The 24,492-nt window shown below is 66.8% G+C and carries 24 protein-coding genes; 18 read left to right on the top strand and 6 right to left on the bottom strand.

Translation table 11 applies throughout. The features are described from left to right. The 14 genes from rsmH to lpxC all read left to right on the top strand — a co-directional run bounded on the left by rsmH (position 1) and on the right by lpxC (position 16,392). Positions 1–942, top strand: a complete 942-nt coding sequence (gene rsmH, locus CFE50_RS13975) for a 16S rRNA (cytosine(1402)-N(4))-methyltransferase RsmH (protein WP_181110399.1) — start codon at positions 1–3, stop codon at positions 940–942. Next, on the top strand, positions 939–1,232 hold the full coding sequence (ftsL, locus tag CFE50_RS13970) for a cell division protein FtsL (protein ID WP_007162061.1): 294 nt from the start codon (positions 939–941) through the stop codon (positions 1,230–1,232). Before rsmH ends, ftsL begins: the two co-directional genes overlap by 4 nt. 59 nt (positions 1,233–1,291) lie before the next feature. After that, a complete protein-coding gene (locus CFE50_RS13965) occupies positions 1,292–2,986 on the top strand; it encodes a peptidoglycan D,D-transpeptidase FtsI family protein (protein WP_371099671.1) in 1,695 nt (564 codons plus the stop codon). Next, a complete protein-coding gene (locus CFE50_RS13960) occupies positions 2,983–4,452 on the top strand; it encodes a UDP-N-acetylmuramoyl-L-alanyl-D-glutamate--2,6-diaminopimelate ligase (protein WP_286734398.1) in 1,470 nt (489 codons plus the stop codon). Before CFE50_RS13965 ends, CFE50_RS13960 begins: the two co-directional genes overlap by 4 nt. Continuing rightward, positions 4,445–5,812, top strand: a complete 1,368-nt coding sequence (locus CFE50_RS13955; protein ID WP_286734397.1) for a UDP-N-acetylmuramoyl-tripeptide--D-alanyl-D-alanine ligase — start codon at positions 4,445–4,447, stop codon at positions 5,810–5,812. The genes CFE50_RS13960 and CFE50_RS13955 overlap by 8 nt, the downstream gene beginning before the upstream one ends. Continuing rightward, entirely contained in the window at positions 5,812–6,894 is a 1,083-nt protein-coding gene (gene mraY / locus CFE50_RS13950; RefSeq protein WP_286734395.1) for a phospho-N-acetylmuramoyl-pentapeptide-transferase, read from the top strand. Before CFE50_RS13955 ends, mraY begins: the two co-directional genes overlap by 1 nt. A 5-nt stretch (positions 6,895–6,899) precedes the next feature. Next, positions 6,900–8,243 carry a UDP-N-acetylmuramoyl-L-alanine--D-glutamate ligase gene (murD, locus tag CFE50_RS13945; RefSeq protein WP_286734394.1) on the top strand — a complete coding sequence of 448 codons (1,344 nt, stop codon included), beginning with the start codon at positions 6,900–6,902 and terminating at the stop codon, positions 8,241–8,243. After that, on the top strand, positions 8,243–9,442 hold the full coding sequence (gene ftsW / locus CFE50_RS13940; protein WP_027600273.1) for a putative lipid II flippase FtsW: 1,200 nt from the start codon (positions 8,243–8,245) through the stop codon (positions 9,440–9,442). Before murD ends, ftsW begins: the two co-directional genes overlap by 1 nt. Beyond that, positions 9,432–10,502 (top strand): undecaprenyldiphospho-muramoylpentapeptide beta-N-acetylglucosaminyltransferase, encoded by a 1,071-nt coding sequence (gene murG / locus CFE50_RS13935; RefSeq protein WP_286734393.1) that lies wholly within the window; start codon positions 9,432–9,434, stop codon positions 10,500–10,502. Before ftsW ends, murG begins: the two co-directional genes overlap by 11 nt. Before the next feature lie 34 nt (positions 10,503–10,536). Then, a complete protein-coding gene (murC, locus tag CFE50_RS13930; RefSeq protein WP_286734629.1) occupies positions 10,537–11,952 on the top strand; it encodes a UDP-N-acetylmuramate--L-alanine ligase in 1,416 nt (471 codons plus the stop codon). A gap of 65 nt (positions 11,953–12,017) precedes the next feature. Further along, positions 12,018–12,872: a cell division protein FtsQ/DivIB gene (locus CFE50_RS13925; protein WP_007162052.1), complete on the top strand. Its 855-nt coding sequence runs from the start codon at positions 12,018–12,020 to the stop codon at positions 12,870–12,872. Positions 12,873–12,888: 16 nt separating this feature from the next. Beyond that, on the top strand, positions 12,889–14,133 hold the full coding sequence (ftsA, locus tag CFE50_RS13920) for a cell division protein FtsA (RefSeq protein WP_007162051.1): 1,245 nt from the start codon (positions 12,889–12,891) through the stop codon (positions 14,131–14,133). A gap of 53 nt (positions 14,134–14,186) precedes the next feature. Next, the gene (gene ftsZ, locus CFE50_RS13915; protein ID WP_007162050.1) at positions 14,187–15,368 is read left to right on the top strand and encodes a cell division protein FtsZ; all 1,182 of its coding nucleotides are present in this window, start codon (positions 14,187–14,189) and stop codon (positions 15,366–15,368) included. A 109-nt stretch (positions 15,369–15,477) separates the two neighbouring features. Beyond that, positions 15,478–16,392 carry a UDP-3-O-acyl-N-acetylglucosamine deacetylase gene (gene lpxC / locus CFE50_RS13910; RefSeq protein WP_007162049.1) on the top strand — a complete coding sequence of 305 codons (915 nt, stop codon included), beginning with the start codon at positions 15,478–15,480 and terminating at the stop codon, positions 16,390–16,392. A gap of 59 nt (positions 16,393–16,451) precedes the next feature. Here the strand turns inward: lpxC and CFE50_RS13905 are convergent, their stop codons facing one another. The 4 genes from CFE50_RS13905 to CFE50_RS13890 form a co-directional block, all read right to left on the bottom strand. Then, entirely contained in the window at positions 16,452–16,790 is a 339-nt protein-coding gene (locus CFE50_RS13905; protein WP_286734389.1) for a HopJ type III effector protein, read from the bottom strand. After that, positions 16,787–17,080 (bottom strand): DUF1244 domain-containing protein, encoded by a 294-nt coding sequence (locus tag CFE50_RS13900; protein WP_286734387.1) that lies wholly within the window; start codon positions 17,078–17,080, stop codon positions 16,787–16,789. The genes CFE50_RS13905 and CFE50_RS13900 overlap by 4 nt, the downstream gene beginning before the upstream one ends. A 15-nt stretch (positions 17,081–17,095) precedes the next feature. Continuing rightward, positions 17,096–17,794, bottom strand: coding sequence for a dihydromonapterin reductase (gene folM, locus CFE50_RS13895; RefSeq protein ID WP_241807858.1), 699 nt, complete (start codon positions 17,792–17,794; stop codon positions 17,096–17,098). 96 nt (positions 17,795–17,890) lie between these two features. Then, on the bottom strand, positions 17,891–18,448 hold the full coding sequence (locus CFE50_RS13890) for a putative antibiotic biosynthesis monooxygenase (RefSeq protein ID WP_286734386.1): 558 nt from the start codon (positions 18,446–18,448) through the stop codon (positions 17,891–17,893). Positions 18,449–18,668: 220 nt separating this feature from the next. Between CFE50_RS13890 and CFE50_RS13885 the strand changes: the two genes are divergently transcribed. The 3 genes from CFE50_RS13885 to CFE50_RS13875 all read left to right on the top strand — a co-directional run bounded on the left by CFE50_RS13885 (position 18,669) and on the right by CFE50_RS13875 (position 20,295). Then, positions 18,669–19,118 (top strand): flavodoxin, encoded by a 450-nt coding sequence (locus tag CFE50_RS13885; protein ID WP_027600278.1) that lies wholly within the window; start codon positions 18,669–18,671, stop codon positions 19,116–19,118. Between the two features lie 123 nt (positions 19,119–19,241). Continuing rightward, positions 19,242–19,613 carry a CidA/LrgA family protein gene (locus tag CFE50_RS13880; protein ID WP_007162043.1) on the top strand — a complete coding sequence of 124 codons (372 nt, stop codon included), beginning with the start codon at positions 19,242–19,244 and terminating at the stop codon, positions 19,611–19,613. Then, positions 19,606–20,295, top strand: coding sequence for an LrgB family protein (locus CFE50_RS13875; protein ID WP_181110409.1), 690 nt, complete (start codon positions 19,606–19,608; stop codon positions 20,293–20,295). Before CFE50_RS13880 ends, CFE50_RS13875 begins: the two co-directional genes overlap by 8 nt. Here the strand turns inward: CFE50_RS13875 and CFE50_RS13870 are convergent. After that, positions 20,292–21,098, bottom strand: a complete 807-nt coding sequence (locus CFE50_RS13870; RefSeq protein WP_241807856.1) for a SirB1 family protein — start codon at positions 21,096–21,098, stop codon at positions 20,292–20,294. The two genes, CFE50_RS13875 and CFE50_RS13870, sit on opposite strands and share 4 nt — an antisense overlap. Before the next feature lie 207 nt (positions 21,099–21,305). Between CFE50_RS13870 and CFE50_RS13865 the strand changes: the two genes are divergently transcribed. Next, a complete protein-coding gene (locus CFE50_RS13865; RefSeq protein WP_145155660.1) occupies positions 21,306–21,779 on the top strand; it encodes a phosphate-starvation-inducible protein PsiE in 474 nt (157 codons plus the stop codon). 86 nt (positions 21,780–21,865) lie between these two features. Here CFE50_RS13865 and CFE50_RS13860 read toward each other — a convergent pair whose 3' ends face one another. After that, the gene (locus CFE50_RS13860) at positions 21,866–24,481 is read right to left on the bottom strand and encodes a DEAD/DEAH box helicase (RefSeq protein WP_286734377.1); all 2,616 of its coding nucleotides are present in this window, start codon (positions 24,479–24,481) and stop codon (positions 21,866–21,868) included. Positions 24,482–24,492 lie beyond the last annotated feature (11 nt).

Genomic DNA, 24,492 nt, shown 5'->3' with positions numbered 1-24,492 from the left:
ATGAACCCAGTCTTCCACCACGTCTCCGTTCTCCTGGACGAGGCCGTACAGGCATTGGCGATCCAGCCTGCCGGCCGTTATCTGGACGGCACCTTCGGCCGCGGCGGACACAGCCGGGCCGTGCTGCGCCTGCTGGGTGGAGAAGGGCGGCTGCTGGGCTTCGACAAGGATCCCCAGGCGATCGCCGCCGGCCAGGCCCTGGCCACGGAAGACCCACGATTCGAAATCGTCCAGCGCAGCTTTGCCGAGCTGGGCGATGAACTCGTCGGCCGGGGCTGGTCCGGCCAGGTCGACGGCGTGCTGCTGGATCTGGGCGTGTCCTCGCCCCAGCTCGACGATCCCGAGCGCGGTTTCAGCTTCATGCAGGACGGCCCTCTGGACATGCGCATGGATCCGAGTCGGGGGCAGAGCGCCGCCGCCTGGATCGCCACCGCGCCCGAGGCCGACATTGCCCAGGTATTCAAGGAATTCGGCGAAGAGCGTTTCGCCAAGCGCATGGCGCGGGCCGTGGTGCAGCGCCGTGACGTCCAGCCCTTCGAGCGCACCGGCGACTTGGCCAAGGTGCTCACCGAGGCCAATCCGGCCTGGGAAAAGGGCAAGCATCCCGCGACGCGCGCCTTCCAGGGTCTGCGCATCTACATCAACCGCGAACTGAGCGATCTGGAGCAGGGCCTGCAGGCCGCTTACGAACAGCTGGCCGTGGGTGGCCGGCTGGTGGTGATCAGCTTCCACTCGCTGGAAGATCGCATCGTCAAACAGTTCATGCGCCGGCTGGCCAAGGGCGAGGCCGACCAGCTGCCGCGCGACCTGCCGATCCGCGCTACCGTCTTCGAGCCCTCGCTGCGCCTGCTGGGCAAGCCGGTCTATGCCGGCGAAGCCGAACTGGCCGCCAATCCCCGCGCGCGCAGCGCCGTGATGCGCGTTGCCGAGAAGCTGAAATGAGCCGGCTCTTCGTCAAGAAACTGCCCCTGGGCAGCAGCGTCATGCTGGTGCTGTTCGCCGGTGTGCTGCTGTCGGCGGTGGCCGTGGCCTATAGCGCCCACTGGAATCGCCAGCTGCTCAACACCCTCTATGGCGAGATGGCCATCCGCGACAAGGCCCAGGCCGAATACGGCCGGCTGCTGCTGGAGCAGAGCACCTGGACCGCCCACAGCCGCGTCGAGGCCCTGGCCAGCGGCCAGCTGCAGATGCGCATCCCCGATCCGGCCGAAATTCGGATGGTCAATCCGTGAAAGGCCTGATCGCGCGCCTGCCATGGCGCTTCAGCCTCATCATCGGGCTGTTGCTGGTCATGGTCGGCACCATCATCTGGCGCATCGTCGATCTGCACGTGATCGACCGGGCCTTTCTGAAGGGGCAGGGCGATGCGCGCAGCGTGCGCACCATCCCCATTCCCGCGCACCGCGGCCTGATCACCGACCGCAACGGCGAACCCCTGGCCGTGAGTACGCCGGTCACCACCCTGTGGATCAATCCCAAGGAACTGCTGGGTGCCGAGGATCGCTGGGCGACCCTGGCCGATGCCGTCGGCCAGCCACGGGCGGAACTGGCCAAGCGCATCGAGCAGAACGCCAGCAAGGAATTCCTCTACCTGGCCCGCGGCCTCACGCCCGAGCAGGGCGATGCGGTGATGACCCAGGTCAAGGCGCACAAGATTCCCGGTGTCTACGACATCGAGGAATTTCGGCGTTTCTATCCGGCGGGTGAGGTGGCGGCCCATGTGGTCGGCTTCACCGACATCGACGACCACGGGCGCGAAGGCATCGAACTGGCGTTCAACGAGTGGCTGTCCGGCGTGCCGGGTCGTCGCCAAGTGGTCAAGGATCGCCGCGGTCGGTTGATCCGCGATGTCCAGGTCGCCAAGAACGCCAAGCCGGGCAATACCCTGGCGCTGTCCATCGACCTGCGCCTGCAGTACCTCGCCGCGCGCGAACTGCGCAACGCCCTGACCCAGTTCGAAGCCGAGGCCGGCAGCCTGACCATCGTCGACGTCAAGACCGGCGAGGTCCTGGCGATGGTCAACATGCCCACCTACAACCCCAACAATCGCCGCAGTCTGGAACCGGCCGCCATGCGCAACCGGGCGATGATCGACGTGATGGAGCCCGGTTCGGTGATGAAGCCGATCTCCATGACCGCCGCGCTCGCCAGCGGCCGCTGGAAGCCGACCGACAAGGTCAACGTCTATCCCGGTTCGCTGCAGATCGGTCGCTACACCATCAAGGACGTCTCCCACAGCGACGGCGCCCTGGACCTGACCGGCATCCTCATCAAGTCCAGCAACGTCGGCATGAGCAAGATCGCCTTCGACGTCGGTGGCGAGAACATCTACAACGCCATGCGCGCCGTCGGCCTCGGCCAGGACACCGGTCTGGGCTTTCCCGGCGAGCGGGTCGGCAATCTGCCCAACCATCGCAACTGGCGTCCGGCCGAGACCGCGACCCTGTCCTATGGCTATGGCCTGGCGGTGACCGCCGTGCAACTGGCCCACGCCTATTCGGTGCTGGCCAACGACGGTCGCTCGGTGCCGCTGTCCATGGTGCGCCTGGACAAGGCCCCGCCCAGCGATCAGGCAGTGGAAGAACGCGTTGCCAAGACTCTGCAGGGCATGTTGCAACAGGTCGTGGAAGCCCCCGGCGGCGCCTTCCGCGCCCAGGTGCCGGGCTACCACGTCGCCGGCAAGAGTGGTACCGCGCGCAAGACCAGCACCGGTACCCGTGGCTATGCCGAGAATTCCTATCGCTCGCTGTTCGCCGGCTTCGGCCCCACCAGCAATCCGCGCCTGGCCGCGGTGGTGGTGATCGATCGTCCCAGCAAGGGCGGCTACTACGGCGGCGTGGTCTCGGCGCCGGTGTTCAGCCGCGTGATGTCCGGTGCCCTGCGCCTGATGAACATCCAGCCGGACAACCTGCAGCCGCTGCCCGTGCAGCAGGCCCAGGCCCAGGCTGCCGCCAAACCGCTGCTGGTCGGGGAGCGTGATCGATGAGCCGTCTGCTGACCGACCTCCTGCCTGAAGCCACCGCCGCCGTCGATATCGGCGGTCTGGCGCTGGACAGCCGCGAAGTTCAGCCGGGTTTCCTGTTCCTCGCCATTCCCGGTCTGCACAGCGACGGCCGCGCCCATATCGCCGCTGCCGCCGAGCGCGGAGCCGCGGCCATCGCCTACGAAGCGAAGGACGCCCCCGCGCTGCCGACCCTGGACATTCCCCTGATCGCCGTCGAGGGTCTGGCCACCCAGCTTTCCGCCATCGCCGGGCGTTTTCACAACGAGCCCAGCCGGCGCCAGGCGTTGGTCGGCGTCACCGGTACCAATGGCAAGACCAGTGTCAGCCAGCTGATCGCCCAGGCCTGCGACCTGCTCGGTCAGCGTTGCGGCATCGTCGGCACCCTGGGTAGCGGCTTCTATGGCGCCCTGGCCGAAGGTCGCCATACCACGCCGGATGCCCTCAAGCTGCAGGCGACCCTGGCCGAACTGGCCGAGGGTGGCGCCGCCACCGTGGCCATGGAAGTCTCTTCCCATGGCCTGGCCCAGGGCCGGGTGGCGGCGCTGGCCTTCAAGGTCGCGGTCTTCACCAATCTCTCCCGCGACCACCTCGATTATCACGGGACCATGGCCGCCTATGGCGAAGCCAAGGCCCAGCTGTTCGCCTGGCCCGGGCTCGGTACCCGCGTCCTCAATCTGGATGACGCCTTTGGCCGCGAGCTGGCGGCTCGCCCCAGCCCGGCCGCGACCCTGACCTACAGCCTGAGCGATCCGGCCGCCAGCCTCCATTGCCAGGCCATCCAGTTCGACGACCACGGCGTGCGCGCCCAGCTGGTCACCGCCCAGGGCACCGGTGAGCTGCGCAGCCAGCTGATCGGGCGCTTCAACCTGAGCAATTTGCTGGCCGCCATCGGTGCCCTGCTGGGTCTCGGTCATGCACTGGCCGACATCCTCGCCATCCTCCCGCAGCTGCAGGGCCCGGCCGGACGCATGCAGCGCCTGGGCGGCGCTGGGCGGCCGCTGGTGGTGGTGGACTACGCCCACACCCCCGACGCCCTGGACAAGGTACTCACCGCCCTGCGGCCCCATGTCGGTGCCGAGGGGCGTCTGGTCTGCGTGTTCGGCTGTGGCGGCGATCGCGATCGCGGCAAGCGACCGGAGATGGCCGCGGTGGCCGAGCGCCTGGCCGATCAGGTGGTGGTGACCGACGACAACCCCCGTACCGAGGATCCGGCCGCCATCGTCGCCGACATCCGCGCCGGCTTCGCGCATCCCGAGCAGGTGAGCTTCGCCGGCCGACGGGAGCTTGCCATCGCCCAGGCCGTGGCCGCGGCGACCGCCCAGGACATCGTGGTGCTGGCCGGCAAGGGCCATGAGCCCTACCAGGAGATCGCCGGCGTCCGCCATCCCTTTTCCGATCTCGACCAGGCCGAGCGGGCCCTGACCGCCTGGGAGCGACAGCATGCTTAGATCCTTCACCCTCACCGAAGTGGCCGAGGCCCTGACCGGCAACCTGCTGGGCGCCGATGCCCTGTTCGACGGCGTCGGTACCGACAGCCGCAAGGCCGTGGCCGGACAGCTCTTTGTCGCCCTGACCGGGCCGCGCTTCGATGGTCATGCCTATCTGGCCGACGTGGCAGCTCAGGGCGCCGCAGCAGCCCTGGTGGAGCGGGCCGTGCCCGAGGTGCACCTGCCCCAGCTGGTGGTGGCCGATACCCGCCTGGCGCTGGGGCGCCTGGGCGCTTTCAATCGTGACCTGTACCAGGGCAAGCTCGCTGCCGTGACCGGCTCCAGTGGCAAGACCACGGTCAAGGAGCTGCTCGCCGCCATCCTGCGTCAGCAGGGCACCACCCTGGCCACCCAGGGCAATCTGAACAACGACCTGGGCGCGCCCCTGACCCTGCTGCAACTGGCCGCCGAGCACGCCTATGGCGTCATCGAGCTGGGTGCTTCCCATGTCGGCGACATTGCCTACACCGTGAGCCTGACACGCCCGGATGTCGTTATCATTACCAACGCCGGCCAGGCCCATGTGGGTGAATTCGGTGGCGTCGACCGTATCGTCGAGGCCAAGGGCGAGATCATCGAAGGCGTGGGCGAGGCGGGCACCGTGGTGCTCAACCGCGACGACGCGGCCTTCGAGATCTGGCAGCGCCGCGCGGCCGGTCGCAGGGTCGTCGCCTTCGGCCTGGATGCCCGCGCCGATGTCCGCGCCAGCCAGGTGACCCTGGACGCCCAGGGGCGCCCGAGTTTCCTTCTGCACACCGCCAAGGGCGAGGCGCCGGTCACCCTGCAACTGCTGGGTGCCCACAACGTCGGCAACGCCCTGGCCGCCGCGGCCGCAGCCCTCAGCCTGGGGCTGGAACTGGCCACCGTCGCCCGTGGCCTCGCCGCCGCGGCACCGGTCCAGGGCCGCACCCTGACCCGCACCAGCCAGCGCGGTGCCCAGGTCATCGACGACAGCTACAACGCCAACCCCGCGTCGGTGAAGGCCGGGATCGACCTGCTGGCGGCCCTGCCGGGCCGTCGGGTGGTGGTCCTGGGGGACATCGCCGAGCTGGGCGAGTGGACCGAGCAGGGCCATCGCGAGGTAGGCGAGCACGCCCGCGGCAAGGTGGATGCCTTCTACAGCGTCGGTCCTTCGATGGCCCATGCGGCCCGCGCCTATGGCGCCGAGGCCCGGCATTTCGCCGATCGCGAACACCTGATCGAGGCCCTGGCGGACGAGGACCGGGCCGGAACCACCCTGCTGATCAAGGGATCCCGCAGCGCCGTGATGGACAAGGTCGTCGCCGCGCTCTGCGCTATCAACACCGAGGAGAAACACTGATGCTGCTGCTGTTGGCGGAGTTCCTGCAACAGTTCTACAAGGGCTTCGCCGTCTTCCAATACCTCAGCCTGCGCGGCATTCTGGGCGTTCTGACCGCTCTGTTGCTGTCGTTGTGGCTCGGCCCCTGGATGATCCGCACCCTGCAGATCCGCCAGATCGGCCAGGCCGTGCGCAACGATGGCCCCCAGTCGCACCTGTCCAAGTCCGGCACCCCCACCATGGGCGGCGCCCTGATCCTAACCACCATCGGCATCAGCACCCTGCTGTGGGCCGATCTGCACAACCGTTACGTCTGGACCGTGCTGGCGGTGACCTTCCTGTTCGGCGCCATCGGTTGGGTCGACGACTATCGCAAGGTGATCGAAAAGAACTCCCGTGGTCTGCCCAGCCGCTGGAAGTACTTCTGGCAATCGGTGTTCGGCCTGGGGGCGGCGATCTTCCTCTACCTGACGGCCAAGGCGCCGATCGAAACGACGCTGATCCTGCCGCTGCTGAAGAACATCGAAATCCCGTTGGGGATTTTCTTCGTTGTGCTGACCTACTTCGTCATCGTGGGCTCCAGCAACGCAGTCAACCTCACCGACGGCCTCGACGGCCTGGCGATCATGCCCACGGTGATGGTCGGCGGCGCCCTGGGCATCTTCTGCTACCTGTCGGGCAACGTGAAATTCGCCGACTACCTGCTGATTCCCTATGTGGAAGGTTCCGGCGAGCTGATCGTCTTCTGCGGCGCCCTGATCGGGGCGGGCCTGGGCTTTCTCTGGTTCAACACCTATCCGGCCATGGTCTTCATGGGTGACGTCGGCGCCCTGGCATTGGGCGCCGCCCTGGGCACCATCGCCGTGATCGTCCGCCAGGAAGTGGTGCTGTTCATCATGGGTGGCGTCTTCGTCATGGAGACCCTCTCGGTGGTCATCCAGGTCGCTTCCTTCAAGCTGACCGGCAAGCGCGTCTTCCGCATGGCGCCGATCCACCACCATTTCGAATTGAAGGGCTGGCCCGAACCGCGGGTCATCGTGCGCTTCTGGATCATCACCGTGATCCTGGTGCTGTTCGGTCTCGCCACCCTGAAGTTGAGGTAATCGCAGTGCTCATCGCTTCCGACCAGTTCCGTATCGTCGTCGGCCTCGGCAAGAGTGGCATGTCGCTGGTGCGCTTTCTCGCGCGCCGGGGCGTGCCCTTTGCCGTGGCCGACACGCGGGAACAGCCGCCGGAACTCGAGACCCTGAGAACCCAGTATCCCCAGGTCGAGGTACGCTGCGGCGAGCTGGATGCCGACTTCCTGGCCCGCGCCGCCGAACTCTACGTGAGTCCCGGCCTGGACCTGGAAACGCCGGCGTTGCAGGAAGCCGCTGCCCGCGGCGTGCGGCTGTCCGGCGACATCGACCTGTTCGCGCGCCATGCCCAGGCACCCATCGTCGCCATCACCGGTTCCAACGCCAAGAGCACCGTCACCACCCTGGTGGGCGACATGGCGCTGCGCGCCGGCAAGCGCGTGGCCGTGGGGGGCAACCTGGGCACCCCGGCATTGGATCTGCTGGCCGATGACGTCGAGCTCTATGTGCTGGAGCTGTCGAGCTTCCAGCTGGAGACCTGCGAACGGCTCAACGCCGAGGTGGCCACGGTGCTCAACCTCAGCGAAGACCACATGGATCGCTACACCGGCATGCCGGCCTATCACCAGGCCAAGCACCGCATCTTCCGCGGCGCCCGCCAGGTGGTGGTCAATCGCGACGATGCGCTGTCGCGGCCGCTGATCGGCGAGGGCGTGCCCTGCCTGACCTTTGGTCTGGGGCGTCCGGATTTCCGCGCCTTCGGCATTCGCGAGGAGGAGGGCCGCCGCTACCTGGCGCTGGCCTTCGACAACCTGCTGGATGTCGAGGAACTCAGGATCCGCGGTACCCACAACCACAGCAATGCCCTGGCTGCGCTGGCGCTCGGCCAGGCTGCCGGTCTGCCCATGGCGCCCATGCTGGAGGCCCTGCGCGCCTTCCCGGGGCTGGAGCACCGCTGCCAGTGGGTGGGCGAGGTCGCGGGCGTCAACTACTACAACGATTCCAAGGCGACCAATGTCGGTGCGGCGCTGGCCGCCGTGGAAGGCCTGGGCGACGACATCGCCGGCCAACTGGTGCTAATCGCCGGCGGCGACGGCAAGGGTGCCGATTTCAGCGCCCTGCGCGAACCCATCGCCCGTCACTGCCGCGCCGTGGTGCTGCTGGGGCGTGATGCCGCGCGGATCGCCGAGATCCTGCCGGCCACCGTGCAGCAGCTGCGCGTCGCCACCCTGAAAGAGGCCGTGGCCGAGAGCCGTCGGCTGGCCCAGCCGGGCGACGCCGTGCTGCTGTCGCCGGCTTGCGCCAGTCTCGACATGTTCCGCAATTTCGAAGAACGCGGACGGCTGTTCGCCCAGGCCGTGGAGGCATTGGCATGATCCTCAGCCTGCTGCGTCCCTATCCCTCGCCGCTGGCGAGCCGCCACGGCATCGACCTGGACTTCCCGCTGCTGGCCGGCTGTCTGTTGCTGCTCGGCCTCGGCCTGGTGATGGTGACCTCGGCGTCTTCCGAGGTGGCCGCCGCCCAGTCCGGCAATCCGCTGTACTTCATGTACCGCCACCTGATCTACCTGGCGATCGGCTTCGTCTCCTGCGGCGTGGTGATGCTGATCCCCATGGCCACCTGGCAGCGCTTCGGCTTTCCGCTGCTGATCATTGCCTTCCTGCTGCTGGTAGCGGTGCTGGTGCCCGGCATCGGTCGCGAGGTGAACGGCTCTCTGCGCTGGATCGGCTTCGGCATCTTCAACGTGCAGCCCTCGGAGATCGCCAAGGTCTTTGTGGTGCTCTATCTGGCCGGCTACCTGGTCCGTCGCCAGCATGAGGTACGCCACACCTGGGCCGGCTTCTTCAAGCCCTTCATCGTGCTCCTGCCGATGGCCATGCTGTTGCTGCGCGAACCCGACTTCGGCGCCACCGTGGTGATGATGGGCGCTGCCGGCGCCATGCTGTTCCTTGGTGGCGTCGGCCTGTTCCGTTTCCTGCTGATGGTCGCCCTGGCGGTGCTGGCGGTGTTCGTGCTGGTGCAGACCCAGTCCTACCGGATGCAGCGCCTGATCACCTTCACCGATCCCTGGGCCGACCAGTTCGGTTCCGGCTACCAGCTGACCCAGGCGCTGATCGCCTTCGGTCGCGGCGGCTGGACCGGCCTTGGACTGGGCAACAGCATCCAGAAGCAGTTCTATCTGCCCGAAGCCCATACCGACTTCCTCTTTGCCGTACTGGCCGAAGAGCTGGGGCTGATCGGTGCCATGGCCACCGTCGGCCTGTTCCTCTTCGTCTGCGTGCGCGGCCTGTTCATCGGTCACTGGGCCGAGCAGTCCAAGCAGTTCTTCTCGGCCTACGTGGCCTATGGCCTGTCGATGCTGTGGATCGGCCAGTTCCTGATCAACATCGGCGTGAACGTCGGCCTGCTGCCGACCAAGGGCCTGACCCTGCCGTTCCTCAGCTACGGCGGCAGCTCCCTGGTGATCTGCTGCGTGAGCATGGGCCTGCTGCTGCGCATCGAGTGGGAGAGACGCACCCTGGTGGATACCGAGGATGTGGAATTCACCGAAGAGGATTTCGCCGATGTCCGCTAACGTCCTCATCATGGCCGGCGGTACCGGCGGGCACGTCTTCCCGGCCCTGGCCTGCGCCCGTGAATTCGAAGCCCGCGGCTATACCGTGCACTGGCTGGGTACCCCGCGCGGCATCGAGAACGACGTGGTGCCCAAGGCCGGCATCACCCTGCACCACATTCCGGTCACCGGGCTGCGGGGCAAGGGTGTGCGCTCCCTGGTGAAGGCACCGCTGCAACTCAGTGGCGCCCTCATGCAGGCCATCGGCCTCATGCGCCGGCTCAAGCCGGTCTGCGTGCTGGGTCTGGGTGGCTTCGTCACCGGTCCGGGTGGCCTGGCCGCCAAGCTGTGCAACATCCCGCTGGTGATCCACGAACAGAATGCTCACGCCGGCACCGCCAATCGCCTGCTGGTGCCCATGGCCGCGCGCGTCTGCGAAGGCTTCGCCGACACCTTCCCGGCATCCGCCAAGCGCCTGTCCACCGGCAATCCGGTGCGTGCCGAACTCTTCACCCCGGTGACCCGCGCACCGCTGGAAGAGCGCGCCGCCAACCTGCTGGTGCTGGGCGGCAGCCTGGGCGCAGAGCCGCTCAACAAACTCCTGCCCGAGGCCCTGGCGCAACTGCCGGCCGGACTTCGCCCACAGGTCCGCCACCAGGCCGGTCGCCAGCACGCCGAGGTCACCGCCGAGCGCTATGCCAACGTCGCCGTGGAGGCCGATGTCCAGCCCTTCATCGCCGACATGGCCGCCGCCTATGCCTGGGCCGACCTGGTGATCTGCCGGGCCGGTGCCCTGACCGTCGCCGAGCTGACCGCCACCGGTCTGCCGGCGCTGCTGATCCCCCTGCCGCACGCCATCGACGACCACCAGACCAGCAATGCGCGCTTCCTGGAGCGCGCCGGTGCCGGTGTGGTGCTGCCGCAACATTCCACCCGCCCGGCGGATCTCGCCGCGCAGCTTACCGAGGTCCTGATGCATCCCGAACGTCTTGCCGGCATGGCCGCTCGCAGCCGAGCCCTGGCCAAACCCGATGCCACCCGTGCAGTCGTCGACGCCTGTCTGGAGGTTGCCCGTGGTTAAGTCGCAAAGTGCCATTCAGGCCGAAGTTCGGCGCATGCGCAGCATCCGGCGCATCCACTTCGTCGGGATCGGCGGCGTCGGCATGTGCGGCATCGCCGAGGTGCTGCTGAACCTGGGTTACGAAGTCTCGGGTTCGGACCTCAAGGAATCCGCGGTGACCGCGCGCCTGCAGCAATTCGGCGCGCGTATCTACATCGGCCATCGCGCCGAGAACCTGGATCAGGTCGATGTGCTGGTGGTGTCCAGCGCCATCAACAGATCCAACCCGGAGGTCTCCGCCGCCCTCGAGCAGCGCATTCCCGTGGTGCCCCGCGCCGAGATGCTCTCCGAGCTGATGCGCTATCGCCACGGCATCGCCGTCGCCGGTACCCATGGCAAGACCACCACCACCAGTCTGATCGCCTCGGTGTTCGCGGCCGAAGGCCTGGACCCGACCTTCGTCATCGGTGGCCGCCTCAATGCTGCTGGCACCAATGCCCAGCTCGGCACCAGCCGCTACCTGATCGCCGAGGCCGACGAGAGCGACGCCAGCTTCCTGCACCTGCAGCCCATGGTCGCCGTGGTCACCAACATCGACGCCGACCACATGAGCACCTACGAGGGTGACTTCAACCGGCTCAAGCGCACCTTCGTCGACTTCCTGCACAACCTGCCGTTCTATGGCCTGGCCGTGCTCTGCGTCGACGATCCGGTGGTGCGCGAGATCATTCCCCAGGTCGCCCGACCCACCGTCACCTACGGCACCGCCGAAGACGCCGACGTGCGCGCCGTGGACATCCGCCAGGAAGGCATGCGTACCTATTTCACCGTGCTGCGCGCGGGCCGCGCGCCCCTGGCGGTCTCGGTCAACATGCCGGGCGTGCACAACGTGCTCAACGCCCTGGCCACCATCGCCATCGCCACCGACGAAGGCGTCAGCGACGAGGCCATCCTCAATGGCCTGTCCGGCTTCCAGGGAGTAGGGCGACGCTTCCAGGTGTACGGCGAACTGCCGGTCGCTGGTGGCAGCGTCATGCTGGTGGACGACTACGGCCACCATCCGCGCGAGGTCGCCGCGGTGATCAAGGCCGTGCGCGGCGGCTGGCCCGAGCGCCGACTGGTGATGGTCTATCAGCCGCACCGTTTCAGCCGTACCCGCGATCTCTACGAAGACTTCGTCCAAGTGCTGGCCGATGCCAACGTCCTGCTGCTGATGGAAGTCTATCCGGCCGGCGAAGAACCCATTCCCGGCGCCGACAGCCGTCAGCTCTGCCACAGCATCCGCCAGCGCGGCCAGCTCGATCCCATCTATGTGGAGCGCGGCAGCAACATCGCCCCGCTGGTCAAGCCGCTGCTGCGCCCGGGCGACATCCTGCTCTGCCAGGGTGCGGGCGACATCGGCGCGCTGGCGCCGCAACTGCTCAAGCACCCGCTGTTCGCCACTGCCGCGACCGCCGGGAGTTCGGCATGAGCCGTCATCCGTACAACCCCTTGCCGGCAACCGCTGTTGCCGGCGCGCACGTGGAGGGCTGAACCTTGGTCGCCACCCTACGTCACAACCAGCCCGGCTTCGGCCGGTCGCGCAACGCCGAGCAGCGGGGCGCCAGTCGCCTGGTCGCCGAAGAACCGCTGTCGACACGCCTGCCACGCCCGAGCCTGGGCCTGCTCAAGCGCATCCTCTGGCCGTTCCTGCTGCTGGGGCTGGGCTTCGGTACCTACGAAGGTGCCCAGCGCCTGCTGCCCTATGCCGACCGCCCGATCGCCAAGGTCAGCGTCAAGGGCGACCTGTCCTACATCAGCCAGGGGGCGGTGCAGCAGCGCATCGCGCCCTTCGTCGGCACCACCTTCTTCCAGGTCGACCTGGCCGACATGCGCCACGAACTGGAAACCATGCCGTGGATCGCCCACGCCGAGGTGCGCCGCGTCTGGCCGGACGAGATCAGCATCCGCCTGGAAGAACAGATGCCCATCGCCCGCTGGGGCGACGAGGCGCTGCTGAATAACCAGGGTGAGGCTTTTGCCCCGCAGGATCTGGCCAATTATGACAATCTACCGCGGCTGTACGGCCCCAAGCGGGCCCAGCAGCAGGTAATGCAGCAGTACCAGATGTTCAGCCAGATGCTTCGGCCGCTCGGTTACACCGTGTCGCGCCTGGAAATGCACGAGCGCGGCAGCTGGTACCTCACCACCGGTCAGGGCCTGGAACTGGTGTTCGGCCGCGACCAGCTGGTGGAAAAGATGCGGCGCTTCATGCGCCTGTACGATCAGGTGCTCAAGGCACAGATGGACAATATCGCGCGGATCGATCTGCGTTATCCGAACGGTCTGGCCGTGGCCTGGCGTGATCCCGCTGTCGCCGCCACCCCCGTGACCGAACCGGCCAAGCATTGAGGAGAAGTTTTTTACTATGGCAAGCGTGCAAAGCGGCAAGATGATCGTCGGCCTCGACATCGGCACTTCCAAGGTCGTGGCTCTGGTCGGCGAGGTGTCTTCCGATGGTCAGATCGAGATCGTCGGGATCGGCACCCATCCGTCGCGCGGGCTCAAGAAGGGCGTGGTGGTCAACATCGAATCCACCGTCGCCTCCATCCAGCGGGCCATCGAAGAAGCCCAGCTGATGGCCGGTTGCCGGATCCATTCGGCCTTCGTCGGCATTGCCGGCAATCACATTCGCAGCCTGAATTCCCACGGCATCGTGGCGATCCGCGATCGTGAAGTGAGCCCTGCGGACATCGAGCGGGTGCTCGATGCCGCCCAGGCGGTGGCCATCCCCGCCGACCAGCGCGTGCTGCACACCCTGGCCCAGGACTATGTGATCGACAACCAGGAAGGGGTGCGCGAACCCCTGGGCATGTCCGGCGTCCGCCTGGAAGCCAAGGTCCACGTCGTGACCTGCGCCGTCAACGCCGCGCAGAACATCGAGAAATGTGTTCGTCGTTGCGGCCTGGAAGTCGACGACATCATCCTTGAACAACTGGCGTCGGCCTATTCGGTACTGACCGACGATGAAAAGGAACTGGGCGTCTGCCTGGTCGACATCGGCGGCGGCACCACCGATATAGCCATCTTTACCGAAGGCGCCATCCGCCATACGGCAGTGATACCTATTGCTGGCGACCAAGTCACAAATGACATTGCCATGGCCTTGAGAACCCCAACGCAATATGCCGAAGAAATCAAGATTCGGTATGCTTGTGCCTTGGCGAAACTGGCTGGACCGGGCGAAACCATCAAGGTGCCCAGCGTGGGTGACCGTCCGCCGCGAGAATTGTCGCGTCAGGCCCTCGCGGAAGTGGTCGAGCCCCGTTACGATGAGCTATTCACACTGGTGCAAGCGGAACTGCGCCGCAGTGGTTACGAGGATCTGATCCCCGCTGGGATCGTACTCACCGGTGGTACCGCGAAGATGGAAGGCGCGGTCGAGCTGGCGGAAGAGATTTTCCATATGCCGGTACGCCTGGGGGTGCCCCAGACGGTCAAGGGTCTGACTGACGTGATCAGCAACCCGATCTATTCCACAGGCGTCGGCCTGTTGCTCTATGGCCTGCAAAAGCAGACCGATCCCTTGCCGGTTGTTTCTGGCGGATATAGCAGCGAAACCAAATCCACAGTCCTGGAACGCATGAAGCGTTGGGTCCAGGGCAACTTGTAATTCACAATTAAACCGCGGCAGTAGGCGAAGATCCGAAAGGAAGAGAGGGGACCATGTTCGAACTCGTAGACAACATTCCACAAAGCGCCGTGATCAAAGTCATCGGCGTGGGCGGTGGCGGTGGCAACGCCGTCAACCACATGGTCAAAAGCGGTGTTGAAGGCGTCGAATTCATCTGTGCAAATACCGACGCCCAGGCCCTGAAGAACGTCACATCCCGTACCGTGCTGCAACTCGGCCCGGGCGTCACCAAGGGTCTTGGTGCCGGCACCAACCCGGAAATCGGCCGCCAGGCGGCCATGGAAGATCGTGAGCGCATCGCCGAAGTCCTCGAAGGCGCCGACATGGTCTTCATCACCACCGGCATGGGCGGTGGCACCGGTACCGGTGCGGCGCCGATCATCGCTGAAGTGGCCAAGGAAATGGGTATCCTGACCGTTGCCGTGGTCACCCGTCCGTTCCCCTTCGAAGGCCGCAAGCGCATGCAGGTCGCCGACGAAGGCATTCGCTCCCTGTCCGAATGCGTCGACTCGCTGATCACCATCCCCAACGAGAAGCTGCTGACCATTCTGGGCAAGGACGCCAGCCTGCTGGCCGCCTTCGCCAAGGCTGACGACGTCCTCGCCGGCGCCGTCCGTGGTATCTCCGACATCATGCAGCGTCCCGGCCTGATGAACGTCGACTTCGCCGACGTCAAGACCGTGATGGGCGAGATGGGCATGGCCATGATGGGTACCGGCCACGCCAGCGGTCCGAACCGTGCGCGCGAAGCCACCGAGGCCGCCATCCGCAACCCGCTGCTGGAAGACGTCAACCTGCACGGCGCCCGCGGCATCCTGGTCAACATCACCGCCGGCCTGGATCTGTCCCTGGGTGAATACGCCGCCGTCGGCGAGATCATCGAGGACTTCGCGTCCGAGCACGCCACCGTCAAGGTCGGCGCCGTGATCGATCCGGAAATGCGCGACGAGCTGCACGTCACCGTGGTCGCCACCGGCCTGGGTGCGCGCATCGAGAAGCCGGTCAAGGTGGTGGACAACACTGCCCAGACCCTGGCCGCGGCCCGTCAGGAAACCGCTCCGGTCAACTACGACGACCTCAAGTATCCGACCTCGATGCGCTCCGGTCGTGGCAGCCAGAATCATGGCGGCTCGGCAGCGGCGACCAAGGTCAATCCCAACGACGACCTGGATTACCTGGACATCCCGGCCTTCCTGCGTCGTCAGGCTGATTGATCGGGTATATCACAAGCCAGGGTGTGATTAGTGGGCATCGATTTTCGCTTCTGCTATCATCGCGACTTCGTTGAACACCATTCGCACCCTGCGACCGAGCGGCCCTGGCATGATTAGACAACGCACCCTCAAGAACACCATTCGCGCCACTGGCGTTGGCCTGCATTCCGGGGAAAAGGTTTACCTGACCCTGAAGCCGGCGCCGGTCGACACGGGGATCGTGTTCCGTCGCACCGATCTCGATCCGGTCGTGGAAATCCCGGCCTGGGCCGAGAACGTGGGTGAAACCACCATGTCGACCAACCTGTTCAGCGACACCGGCGTCAAGGTCGGTACCGTTGAACACCTGCTGTCGGCCATGGCCGGTCTGGGTATCGACAATGCCTACGTCGAGCTGTCCGCGGTCGAAGTGCCGATCATGGACGGCAGTGCCGGTCCCTTCGTGTTCCTGATCCAGTCTGCCGGTCTGCAGGAACAGGAAGCGGCCAAGCAGTTCATCCGTATCAAGCGTGAAGTGACCGTCGTCGACGGTGACAAGCGCGCCACCTTCGTGCCCTTCGACGGCTTCAAGGTGACCTTCGAAATAGATTTCGATCACCCGGTGGTCAACAACCGTACCCAGAAGGCCTCGGTGGACTTCTCGAGCACCTCCTTCCTCAAGGAAGTCAGCCGTGCCCGTACCTTCGGCTTCATGCGCGACCTGGAATTCCTGCGTTCGCACAACCTGGCCCTGGGCGGCAGCGTCGACAACGCCATCGTGGTGGACGAGAAGGGTGTCATCAACGAAGACGGTCTTCGTTACGAAGACGAATTCGTCAAGCACAAGATCCTCGACGCCATCGGCGACCTGTACCTGCTCGGCAAGAGCCTCATCGGCGAATTCCGCGGCTACAAGTCCGGTCATGCCATGAACAATCGCCTGCTGCGTGCGCTGCTGGCCGATCGTGATGCCTGGGAAGTGGTGACCTTCGAAGATTCCGGTCTGGCACCGATTTCCTACATGAGACCTGCGGCTGCCGTCTGAGCCCGGTCCAAGAAAAAGCCCTGCATCCGCAGGGCTTTTTTTATGGCCGCTGAAAAGGCCTAGCGACGCGCCAGGGGCTCGCCTTGGAAGCTCACCCCGGCCAGGCCGTGGGCGATAAGGGCGCGGATGTTGGCGTGGTCGCTGCCCTCGGGGGTCTGCAAGACGCTGCGATAGTGCTCGCCAAAGGCCAGCAGGGCTTCCTGATCGCTCAGGCCTTCGAGCTTGGCCAGGCCCAGGGTCTTGCAGGAGCCTTCGTTCTGGCCCGCGGCATTGTCCACCTCGCCATTGCGAAAGGCGGTGGGCTGGTAGAGGTAGTGCTCGGCGACAAAGGCCAGGGTGTCGGCGAAGGCATGGTCGCCCTGGGCCAGGCGTGCACGGAAGCTGGCGAGATCGCTCATTTGCTCTGCTGCTCCTGGAAGGCCGCGGCCTGGGCCGGCGAGGCCTCGGTCTGGTACTGGGCTTTCCACTCGGCATAGGGCATGCCGTAGACGGCCTCGCGGGCAGCGTCCAGGCTCAACTCCAGGCCCTTGTCGTCGGCGGCGGCCTTGTACCACTTGGACAGGCAGTTGCGGCAGAAGCCGGAGAGGTTCATCAGGTCGATGTTCTGCACGTCGGTGCGCTTGCGCAGGTGCTCGACCAGGGTGCGGAAGGCGGCGGCTTCCAGTTCCAGGCGGTCTTGTTCGGTCATGGCTGATTCCTCTTGCTAGCGGCGGCCGTGGCGCAGGTGGCGCCCGCCGTTGACGGTAAAGGTGCTGCCGGTCGCGTACCGGGTCGACAGCAGATAGAGCACGGTATCGACGATGGGATCGGCGCCGGGTTCGAAATCCAGCAGCGCCTTGTCCAGGGTCGCCTGGCGATAGGCCTCGTCGGCGCCTTCCTTGAAGATCAGCAGCCCCGGCGCGATGGTGTTGACCCGGACGGTGGGCGCCAGGGCCTCGGCAAAGGACAGGGTCAGGTTGTGCAGGGCGGCCTTGGTGGCGGCGTAGCCGATATGGTTGCGGCTGCCGCGGGTGGCGCTGTCGTCGCCGATATGGATGATGTCGGCCCGGGGCGCGGCCAGCAGCAGGTCCTGCAGGCCCAGGTTGAGGTGGTAGGGCGCTTCCAGGTGCAGGCGATAGAGCAGCCGCAGATTGTCCAGGCCGTCTTCGGCCCAGACCGAGGCGTTGTGCACGATGCCGCGCAGCGCCGGATGGCGTTCATGCAGCTGCTGCAGCAGGATGTCGCGCTGCGCCTCTTCCGCCAGATCGACCTGATAGGCCTCGATCTCCAGTTCACGCAAGGGACCGGGATCGTCGCGATAGACGGCGATGACGGGTTGGCCCTCCGCCAGCAGCCGGCGGGTCAAGGCGAGACCGACGCGGCGATTGGCGCCGGTGACCAGAAGGGGGAGGGTTGCGGACATGAGGGTACCCGATCCTGATGAGCAAGGCGGCCAGAAGGCTGGCCGCGGCTATTGTACGCATTCGACGCGTCAGGATGCAGGCCGATCCGAGCGGGCCTAGCGGGCGCTGCCTCGCCAGTCGTTGGCCCGCGAGGCGTTGTGCAGCCAGCCCTTCAGTGCCCGGGTGATCAGCGGGATGAAGACGCAGACCATCACCGGGGTGAGGATCAGGGTGCTCAGCAGGATGCGCGGCAGCAACGGCAGATGGGCCAGGTAATCGCCGAAGGCGGCATTGAACAGCAGCGAGATGGGAAAGAACGCCAGCCAGACCGCGATGCTCTGCTTCCAGCGCGGCGGCGGCTGCAGACCGGCGCCGAACCAGTCGTCCATGCCCTGGGCACGCCGTGCCAGGGGCGCTTCGAACAGGCCCTGGCCGCGCTCCAGCCAGAGGCGCCGCGTCTCCGAGTGTTCCCAGGCGTCGAGGGTCTGGGGGCAGGCGAAGCGAAAGACGATCTGCACCAGGTTGTCGCCTGGAGGCGGGGTCAGGACCCCCGAACCGAGATAGCCGGGATGCCCGGTGGCCAGGGCTTCGCCTTCGCGCAGCCAGACCAGAAAGGCGTCGTATTGGCCAGCCGCGACGCGCCGCGCGATCATGAGGGTAACAGGCTGATTCATGCTCTAACTCCGGGCGATCGGGCCGGATAGGCCGGATGCCGTCACGCCGCCGGGTAGGCGGACAGGTGGCGAAGGCGCCTGGGGTGGCAGGCGGCGCTAGCATAACAAGCCTTGAGACCCTTGACTGCAGTCGGGGTTGCCAGCGGAGTCGTCTTGCTGACGGAGCGCCAACCCCGGCCGGGCCAGGCATACTGGGCGGGATTCCACGCAAGAGGTCCGTATGAAAGTCGCACTGTTGAATGGCTCGGTCTATGGCACTGCCGAAGATATCGCCCGCCAGGTGAAGGCGCGCCTGAGCGCGGCAGGCCATGAGGTCTGGCACCAGCCCAATGCCGATCTCGCCAGCCTGGAGGCCTTCGCGCCCGAGGCCCTGCTGGCCATCACCTCCACCACCGGCATGGGCGAATTGCCGGCCAACCTGGAATCCCTGTATTTCCAGCTGCGCGATCGGCTGCCGCCCTGGTCCGGACGACCCGGCGCGGTGCTGGCCCTGGGTGATTCCAGCTATGGCGACACCTATTGCGGCGGCGGCGAGCTGATGCAGGAATTGTTCGCCGAACTGGGGCTGCGCGAAGTGCTGCCCATGCTGCGCATCGATGCCAGTGAAACGGTCACGCCGGACGAAGACGCCGAGCGCTGGGTCGCCGAGGTCATCGCCGCCCTGGGCTGATCTTGCCCCGGCAGCAAAGCTGCTTTACCCACGCGGAGCGCGCCGCTGGGCCCTGTGCGCTGTCCTCGCCCCTTCGGCCTCGGTATCCTTGACGCCTGTCGAGGAGTTGAGAAGGAGCCCTGGGTGAATAGATATCTGCGCCTGGCTCTGGAGCTGTGCGGATTGGGCGCGCTGTGGGGTGTGGGTACCTGGCTGGCCACCTATTTCGCCTTGCCGGTACCGGGCGGCGTGGTGGGGCTGGCCATGCTGCTGGTGCTGCTGGCCGCGCGCATCGTCGAGCCCGAGTGGTTGCAGGGTGGCGTGCGCCTGCTGCTGGGGGAAATGCTGCTGTTCTTCATTCCCGCGCTGCTGAGTCTGCTCGACTACGGTCCGCTGCTGCGGCAGGAGGGCGTGCGCATCCTGCTGGCCATCCTGCTCAGCACCGTGCTGACCATGGTCGCGACCGCCTTGACCGTGGACTGGATGTTTCGCCGGCGAGGGCGTCGCGATGCTTGATCTGCCCGGACTCTTCTGGCTGCTGCTGACGGTGGCGGGCTATGGGGTGAGTCGGCTGCTCTATGCCCGGCTGCGCTGGTATGTGGTCAGTCCGATCATCTTCGTCACGGTGCTGCTTTATACCGCCACCCTCTGGCAGCAGGTGAGCTATGCCGAGTACGCCCACTACAGCCACTGGCTGATCACCCTGCTGGGGCCGGCGACGGTGGCCTTCGCCGTGCCGATCTGGCAGCAGAGACGCCTGCTGGCGCGCTACTGGCAGGCGCTGCTGGCCGGTCTCTGCGTCGGCAGTGGCGTGGCCATCGGCAGTTCCTGGCTGCTGGCCCGGCTGCTGCTGCTCGATGACCGGGTGCTGCTGTCCATGCTGCCGCGCTCCATCAGCACCCCCTTCGCCATGCCGATGTCCGCCACCGTGGGGGGCGTTCCCGAGCTGACCGCGGCCTTCGTGATGATCACCGGCCTGGGAGGCGCGATTCTCGGCAGCCTGCTGATCAAGCTGCTGCCGCTCAAGTCGGCGCTGGCCCGCGGTGCCCTGTTCGGCATGGGCGCCCACGGCGTGGGGACCAGCAAGGCCTACGAGGTCGGCCTGGAGGAGGGCACCGTGGCCGGCCTGGTCATGGTGCTGGCCGGCCTGAGCAATCTGCTCGGCGCCCAGCTGGTGCTCTGGCTGCTGCACGGCTAGTGCAGGGTGGCGGAAGGCGCGCCCAGTTGCGCCAGCCGCCGTCGCACCTGCTCGCGTTCGGCGTCGTCTTCGCTGATCAGCAGGGCGTGCTGCAGGTCGTAGCGCTCGGCCTGGGGGCAGTCGAGTTGGCGGTACAGATCGGCGCGCGCCAGGTGATCGATGACCCCGACCGTGCCCAGCTCGATGACCCGCTGGGCGTCCTTGAGCGCGGCCAGCGGCTGGTCGCCCTGGCGATGCAATTCCCGCAGATTGCGCGAGAGTCGCTGCATCATCTGCCGCGGACCGAGCGGCGCCAGATAGCTGGCCTGCAGTTGCGCGCTGGGCCCGAACTGATCCACCAGCAGTTGGCGGCAGTCGTTCATGTACAGGCGGCGACCGCCGAAGGGTTCGAGCAGATGATCCGCGCCCGGCACGCGCAAGAGGAAATGTCCGGGAAAGCCGATGCCCTGCAGGTCGATCTCCAGGCGTCGGGCCAGTTCCAGCGCCACCAGGGCGATCGACAGCGGCTGGCCGCGGCGCCGCGCCAGGACCTCGTCGAGCAGGGCGGCGGTAGGGTTCAGCGGCCACTCGGCCGCGCGAAAACCGGCATCGCACAGCTGCCGCAACAGGGCCTGGGCCCGCTCGGCGTGACTGGCATCGCCATCCAGGCTGGCGACCAGGTGCAGTGCCAGGTCGTCCAGCGAGTGCAGCAGGGCCGGGGGATCGATCTGTTCGTGGTGTTCGGCCGCGATCCACAGGGCGGCTTCCAGCAGCCGGGGATCGGACCGGTCCAGGCAGGCGAGGCAGGAAAGACGCGCGTCCACGGTAGACTCCAGAGCCCTCGCGGGCTTTTCCTCAGGTTTTAGCCTGCCAGCGCCGGGCCGTCCAGTCTGCGACAGTTGCGCACTGGCCGACGGTCCGGCTTCTCGCTATAAGAGCGACTGGTGCCAGGGCAACCTCGAAAACGGGAATTCCGGCATGGACGAATCTTCGAGTGGATATCTTCACCCGTATGGAGGGAGCAGCACGCCATGAAATGGGCAGACAACGGTCGCAAACGCATGCACGACGGGGCGAACTCCCTCGGCAACCTGCTGGTGGAAGGCTTCCACTATTTCGGTCTGTTCGCCATCGGCGCGGCCACGGCCTGGGCCTCGGTGCTGGCTTTCATCGGCATGCTCGACAAGGGCCAGGCGAGCATCGATGACATCCTGCTGCTCTTCATCTACCTGGAGCTGGGTGCCATGGTCGGCATCTACTTCAAGACCAATCACCTGCCGATCCGCTTTCTGCTCTATATCGCCATCACCGCCCTGACCCGCTACCTGATCGGTGACGTCTCTCATCATCGGCCGCCGGATGTCGGGCTGCTGTATCTCTGCGGCGGGATCTTTCTGCTGTCGCTTGCGGTGCTGGCGGTCCGCGTCGCCTCGAACAGGTTTCCTTCCAGCAAGTCGCTGGATGCGACGGGGGATGTGGTGGGCGAGGGCGCGGGCGACAAGTAGCCCGCGGCACCGCTATCCGCGGCTCATCCTGGCAGCGCAACTGGCCATGCCAGGCGTTGTTGCCGGGATCAGCCGCGGGCTGGCGCCTAGCGGTCCAGTGGCGCCAGCAGCTGGGCCAGGTCGCTTTCGGTCAGGCGCCAGTCGCCGCTGTTCTCGCTGAGGATGCCGGCACTCAGGCGCGCCTTTTCCTGCTGCAGCTGCTGGATGCGTTCTTCCAGGGTGCCGCGGGCGATCAGCTTGTAGACGAACACCGGACGATCCTGGCCGATGCGGTAGGCGCGGTCGCTGGCCTGCTGCTCGGCGGCCGGATTCCACCAGGGATCGAAGTGGATCACGGTGTCGGCTGCCGTCAGGTTGAGACCGCTGCCGCCGGCCTTGAGGCTGAGCAGGAACACCGGCACTTCGCCATTCTGGAAGCGCTGCACCGGGGTGCGCCGATCCCGGGTCTCGCCGGTCAGGGTGACGTACGGGATGCCGCGCTGGTCGAGATCGGCGGCGATGAGGTCGAGCATGCTGGTGAACTGGGAGAACACCAGGACCCGGCTGCCACCGGGGAGCAGGGCGTCGAGGCGCTCGTTCAGCGCCGCCAGTTTCGCCGAGGGCTTGGCCACGCTGGCGTCTTCGTTGGGCACCAGGCGCAGGTCGCAGCAGACCTGGCGCAGGCGCAGCAGGGCATCGAGGATCAGCAGCTGGCTGCGACCGATGCCCTGGCGGGCGATCTCGGCGCGGACGCGCTCGTCCAGCAACAGGCGCAGGTCTTCGTAGCGCTCGCGTTGCGCCGCGCTGAGTTCGACCAGTTGGACGATCTCGGTCTTGGGCGGCAATTCGCTGGCGACCCGCTGCTTGGTGCGGCGCAGCATGAAGGGTCGCACCCGTGTCTTGAGCGCCGTCAGGCGCTGCACATCGCCTTCGCGCTCCACGGGGATGCGATAGGCCTGCTTGAAGCCTTTCTCGTCACCCAGCCAGCCGGGCATCAGGAAGTGGAATTGCGACCAGAGTTCGCCCAGGTGATTTTCCAGCGGCGTGCCGGTCAGGCAGAGACGATGGCGGGCGCGCAGATGGCGCGCCGCCTGGGCGGCCTTGGTGGCGGCGTTCTTGATCGACTGGGCTTCGTCGAGCACCTGCAGGTGGAAGTCGTAGCCGGCCAGGCGCTCGGCGTCACGGGGCAGCAGGGCATAGGTGGTGAGCACCACGTCGTGCTCCGGAATCCGCTCGAAGCGGCTGCTGCGGGCGCTGCCCTGCAGGGTCAGCACGCGCAGGCCGGGGGCGAAGCGGGCGATCTCGTCCTGCCAGTTGGGGATCAGGCTGGTGGGCATGACGATCAGCGCCGGCGCGGTAAGGCGCCCGGCCGCCTGCTCGACGAGGATGTGCGCCAGGGTCTGCAGCGTCTTGCCCAGGCCCATGTCGTCGGCCAGGATGCCGCCCACCTCCAGTTCCCGCAGCGCCTGCAGCCAGGCCACGCCGTCGCGCTGATAGGGCCGCAGTTCGGCGTGCAGGGTGTCCGGCAGGACCACCGGCTCGGCGGCATAGCTGCGCAGGCGTTCGGCAAAGCTGCGCAGGCGCTCGCCGCCTTCCCACTCCAGCGGCAGGCGCTCGTCCAGCTCGGCCAGTCGCGCGGCGTCCAGGCGCGGCAGGCGCAGGGCACGGTCCTGGGTGAGGCGGTCGGTGGCATAGAGTTCACCGAGGATCTGCAGGATCGGCTTGAGCCGCCCTAGGGGCACGGCGACCCTTTGCACCCGACCCTGTTGGCCGGCCAGGCGCGGCGGCTCGATACGCAAGAGCACGGGTTCGTCGTCGGCGCGCTTGGCCAGCATCGCCGGTTCGTACTGGGAGGGCTCGCGCCGTATGGCGTCGATCAGCAGCGGAATCAGGCTGACGCGGCGCTGGCCCAGGCGGATGCCCAGTTCGACGTCGAACTGGCCGCTCGTGGCGGTCGCGTCCTGCACCTCTTCGAGATGCCCATACCAGCCTGCCACCGGTGTCAGGTCGAAGGTGAATTCGGGATGGGCCTCGATCTGCCAGCCGGCTTCGCGCAGGCCGGGAATGACCTGCTGCACGAATCTGAGCCAGGCTGGGTCGTCGGGGAGTTCGAACATCTCGCCACTGTCGTCGGGCAGCGCGGCGCTGCGCCGGGTCGCCAGGCGCAGGCCGTGGTCGAGCAGCGTCTGCCGCCAGCGCTGTTCGGCCGGCAGCTGGCGCGCGGGATAGTCGGCCTCCGGAGTGCGCGGCGGCGCCCCGAACAGTCGCCGCGAGCCATAGGCGAAGGCCAGGGCGGCGCGATGGCGCACCGTGGGTCTCATCTTGCCGATGTGGCGGTCGTAATCGATCTGGGTATGGCTGCCAAGGGTCAGGACCGGGCGGGGCAGCTCCGGATGGGCGACCGGCGTGGCCGGCAGGGCGGCCTCGCTGCGTTGCAGCCGCTCGAGTTCGATGAGGGCGGCGGCGGCATGCTTGCAGTTGCGGCCGACCGGGCAGGTGCAGCGGGCGTCGACCCGCCAGGCGGTCTCGCCCGCGCGCAGGCTGATCGCCTGCCGATAGGCCGGTCCGGCCGGGCTGTGGCATTCGGCATAGAGCTGGCCCTTGGCGGCCGAGCGCAGCTGCACCAGGCCGTCGAGCGCCAGCCGCCGGCCGCGCTCGTAGTTGCGCTCCGTGAAGGCGCCTTTCCAGTCCTGCCACTTGAGCCGTTCGAAACGTAACGCCATCGTTCACCCAG

Source organism: Pseudomonas sp. PGPPP4 (genome assembly GCF_002256045.1).
In the GTDB taxonomy this organism is placed as follows: Bacteria; Pseudomonadota; Gammaproteobacteria; order Pseudomonadales; family Pseudomonadaceae; genus Chryseomonas; species Chryseomonas oryzihabitans.
Note: the sequence above shows the minus strand (reverse complement) of the source record. Positions and strands in the feature narration are given on the sequence as shown.

Coding starts and splice junctions, on each gene's coding strand:
- rsmH (WP_181110399.1), top strand. CDS start 1: ATGAACCCAGTCTTCCACCACGTCTCCGTTCTCCTGGACGAGGCCGTA.
- ftsL (WP_007162061.1), top strand. CDS start 939: ATGAGCCGGCTCTTCGTCAAGAAACTGCCCCTGGGCAGCAGCGTCATG.
- CFE50_RS13965 (WP_371099671.1), top strand. CDS start 1,292: ATGGTCGGCACCATCATCTGGCGCATCGTCGATCTGCACGTGATCGAC.
- CFE50_RS13960 (WP_286734398.1), top strand. CDS start 2,983: ATGAGCCGTCTGCTGACCGACCTCCTGCCTGAAGCCACCGCCGCCGTC.
- CFE50_RS13955 (WP_286734397.1), top strand. CDS start 4,445: ATGCTTAGATCCTTCACCCTCACCGAAGTGGCCGAGGCCCTGACCGGC.
- mraY (WP_286734395.1), top strand. CDS start 5,812: ATGCTGCTGCTGTTGGCGGAGTTCCTGCAACAGTTCTACAAGGGCTTC.
- murG (WP_286734393.1), top strand. CDS start 9,432: ATGTCCGCTAACGTCCTCATCATGGCCGGCGGTACCGGCGGGCACGTC.
- murC (WP_286734629.1), top strand. CDS start 10,537: ATGCGCAGCATCCGGCGCATCCACTTCGTCGGGATCGGCGGCGTCGGC.
- ftsA (WP_007162051.1), top strand. CDS start 12,889: ATGGCAAGCGTGCAAAGCGGCAAGATGATCGTCGGCCTCGACATCGGC.
- ftsZ (WP_007162050.1), top strand. CDS start 14,187: ATGTTCGAACTCGTAGACAACATTCCACAAAGCGCCGTGATCAAAGTC.
- lpxC (WP_007162049.1), top strand. CDS start 15,478: ATGATTAGACAACGCACCCTCAAGAACACCATTCGCGCCACTGGCGTT.
- CFE50_RS13905 (WP_286734389.1), bottom strand. CDS start 16,790: ATGAGCGATCTCGCCAGCTTCCGTGCACGCCTGGCCCAGGGCGACCAT.
- CFE50_RS13900 (WP_286734387.1), bottom strand. CDS start 17,080: ATGACCGAACAAGACCGCCTGGAACTGGAAGCCGCCGCCTTCCGCACC.
- folM (WP_241807858.1), bottom strand. CDS start 17,794: ATGTCCGCAACCCTCCCCCTTCTGGTCACCGGCGCCAATCGCCGCGTC.
- CFE50_RS13890 (WP_286734386.1), bottom strand. CDS start 18,448: ATGAATCAGCCTGTTACCCTCATGATCGCGCGGCGCGTCGCGGCTGGC.
- CFE50_RS13885 (WP_027600278.1), top strand. CDS start 18,669: ATGAAAGTCGCACTGTTGAATGGCTCGGTCTATGGCACTGCCGAAGAT.
- CFE50_RS13875 (WP_181110409.1), top strand. CDS start 19,606: ATGCTTGATCTGCCCGGACTCTTCTGGCTGCTGCTGACGGTGGCGGGC.
- CFE50_RS13865 (WP_145155660.1), top strand. CDS start 21,306: ATGAAATGGGCAGACAACGGTCGCAAACGCATGCACGACGGGGCGAAC.
- CFE50_RS13860 (WP_286734377.1), bottom strand. CDS start 24,481: ATGGCGTTACGTTTCGAACGGCTCAAGTGGCAGGACTGGAAAGGCGCC.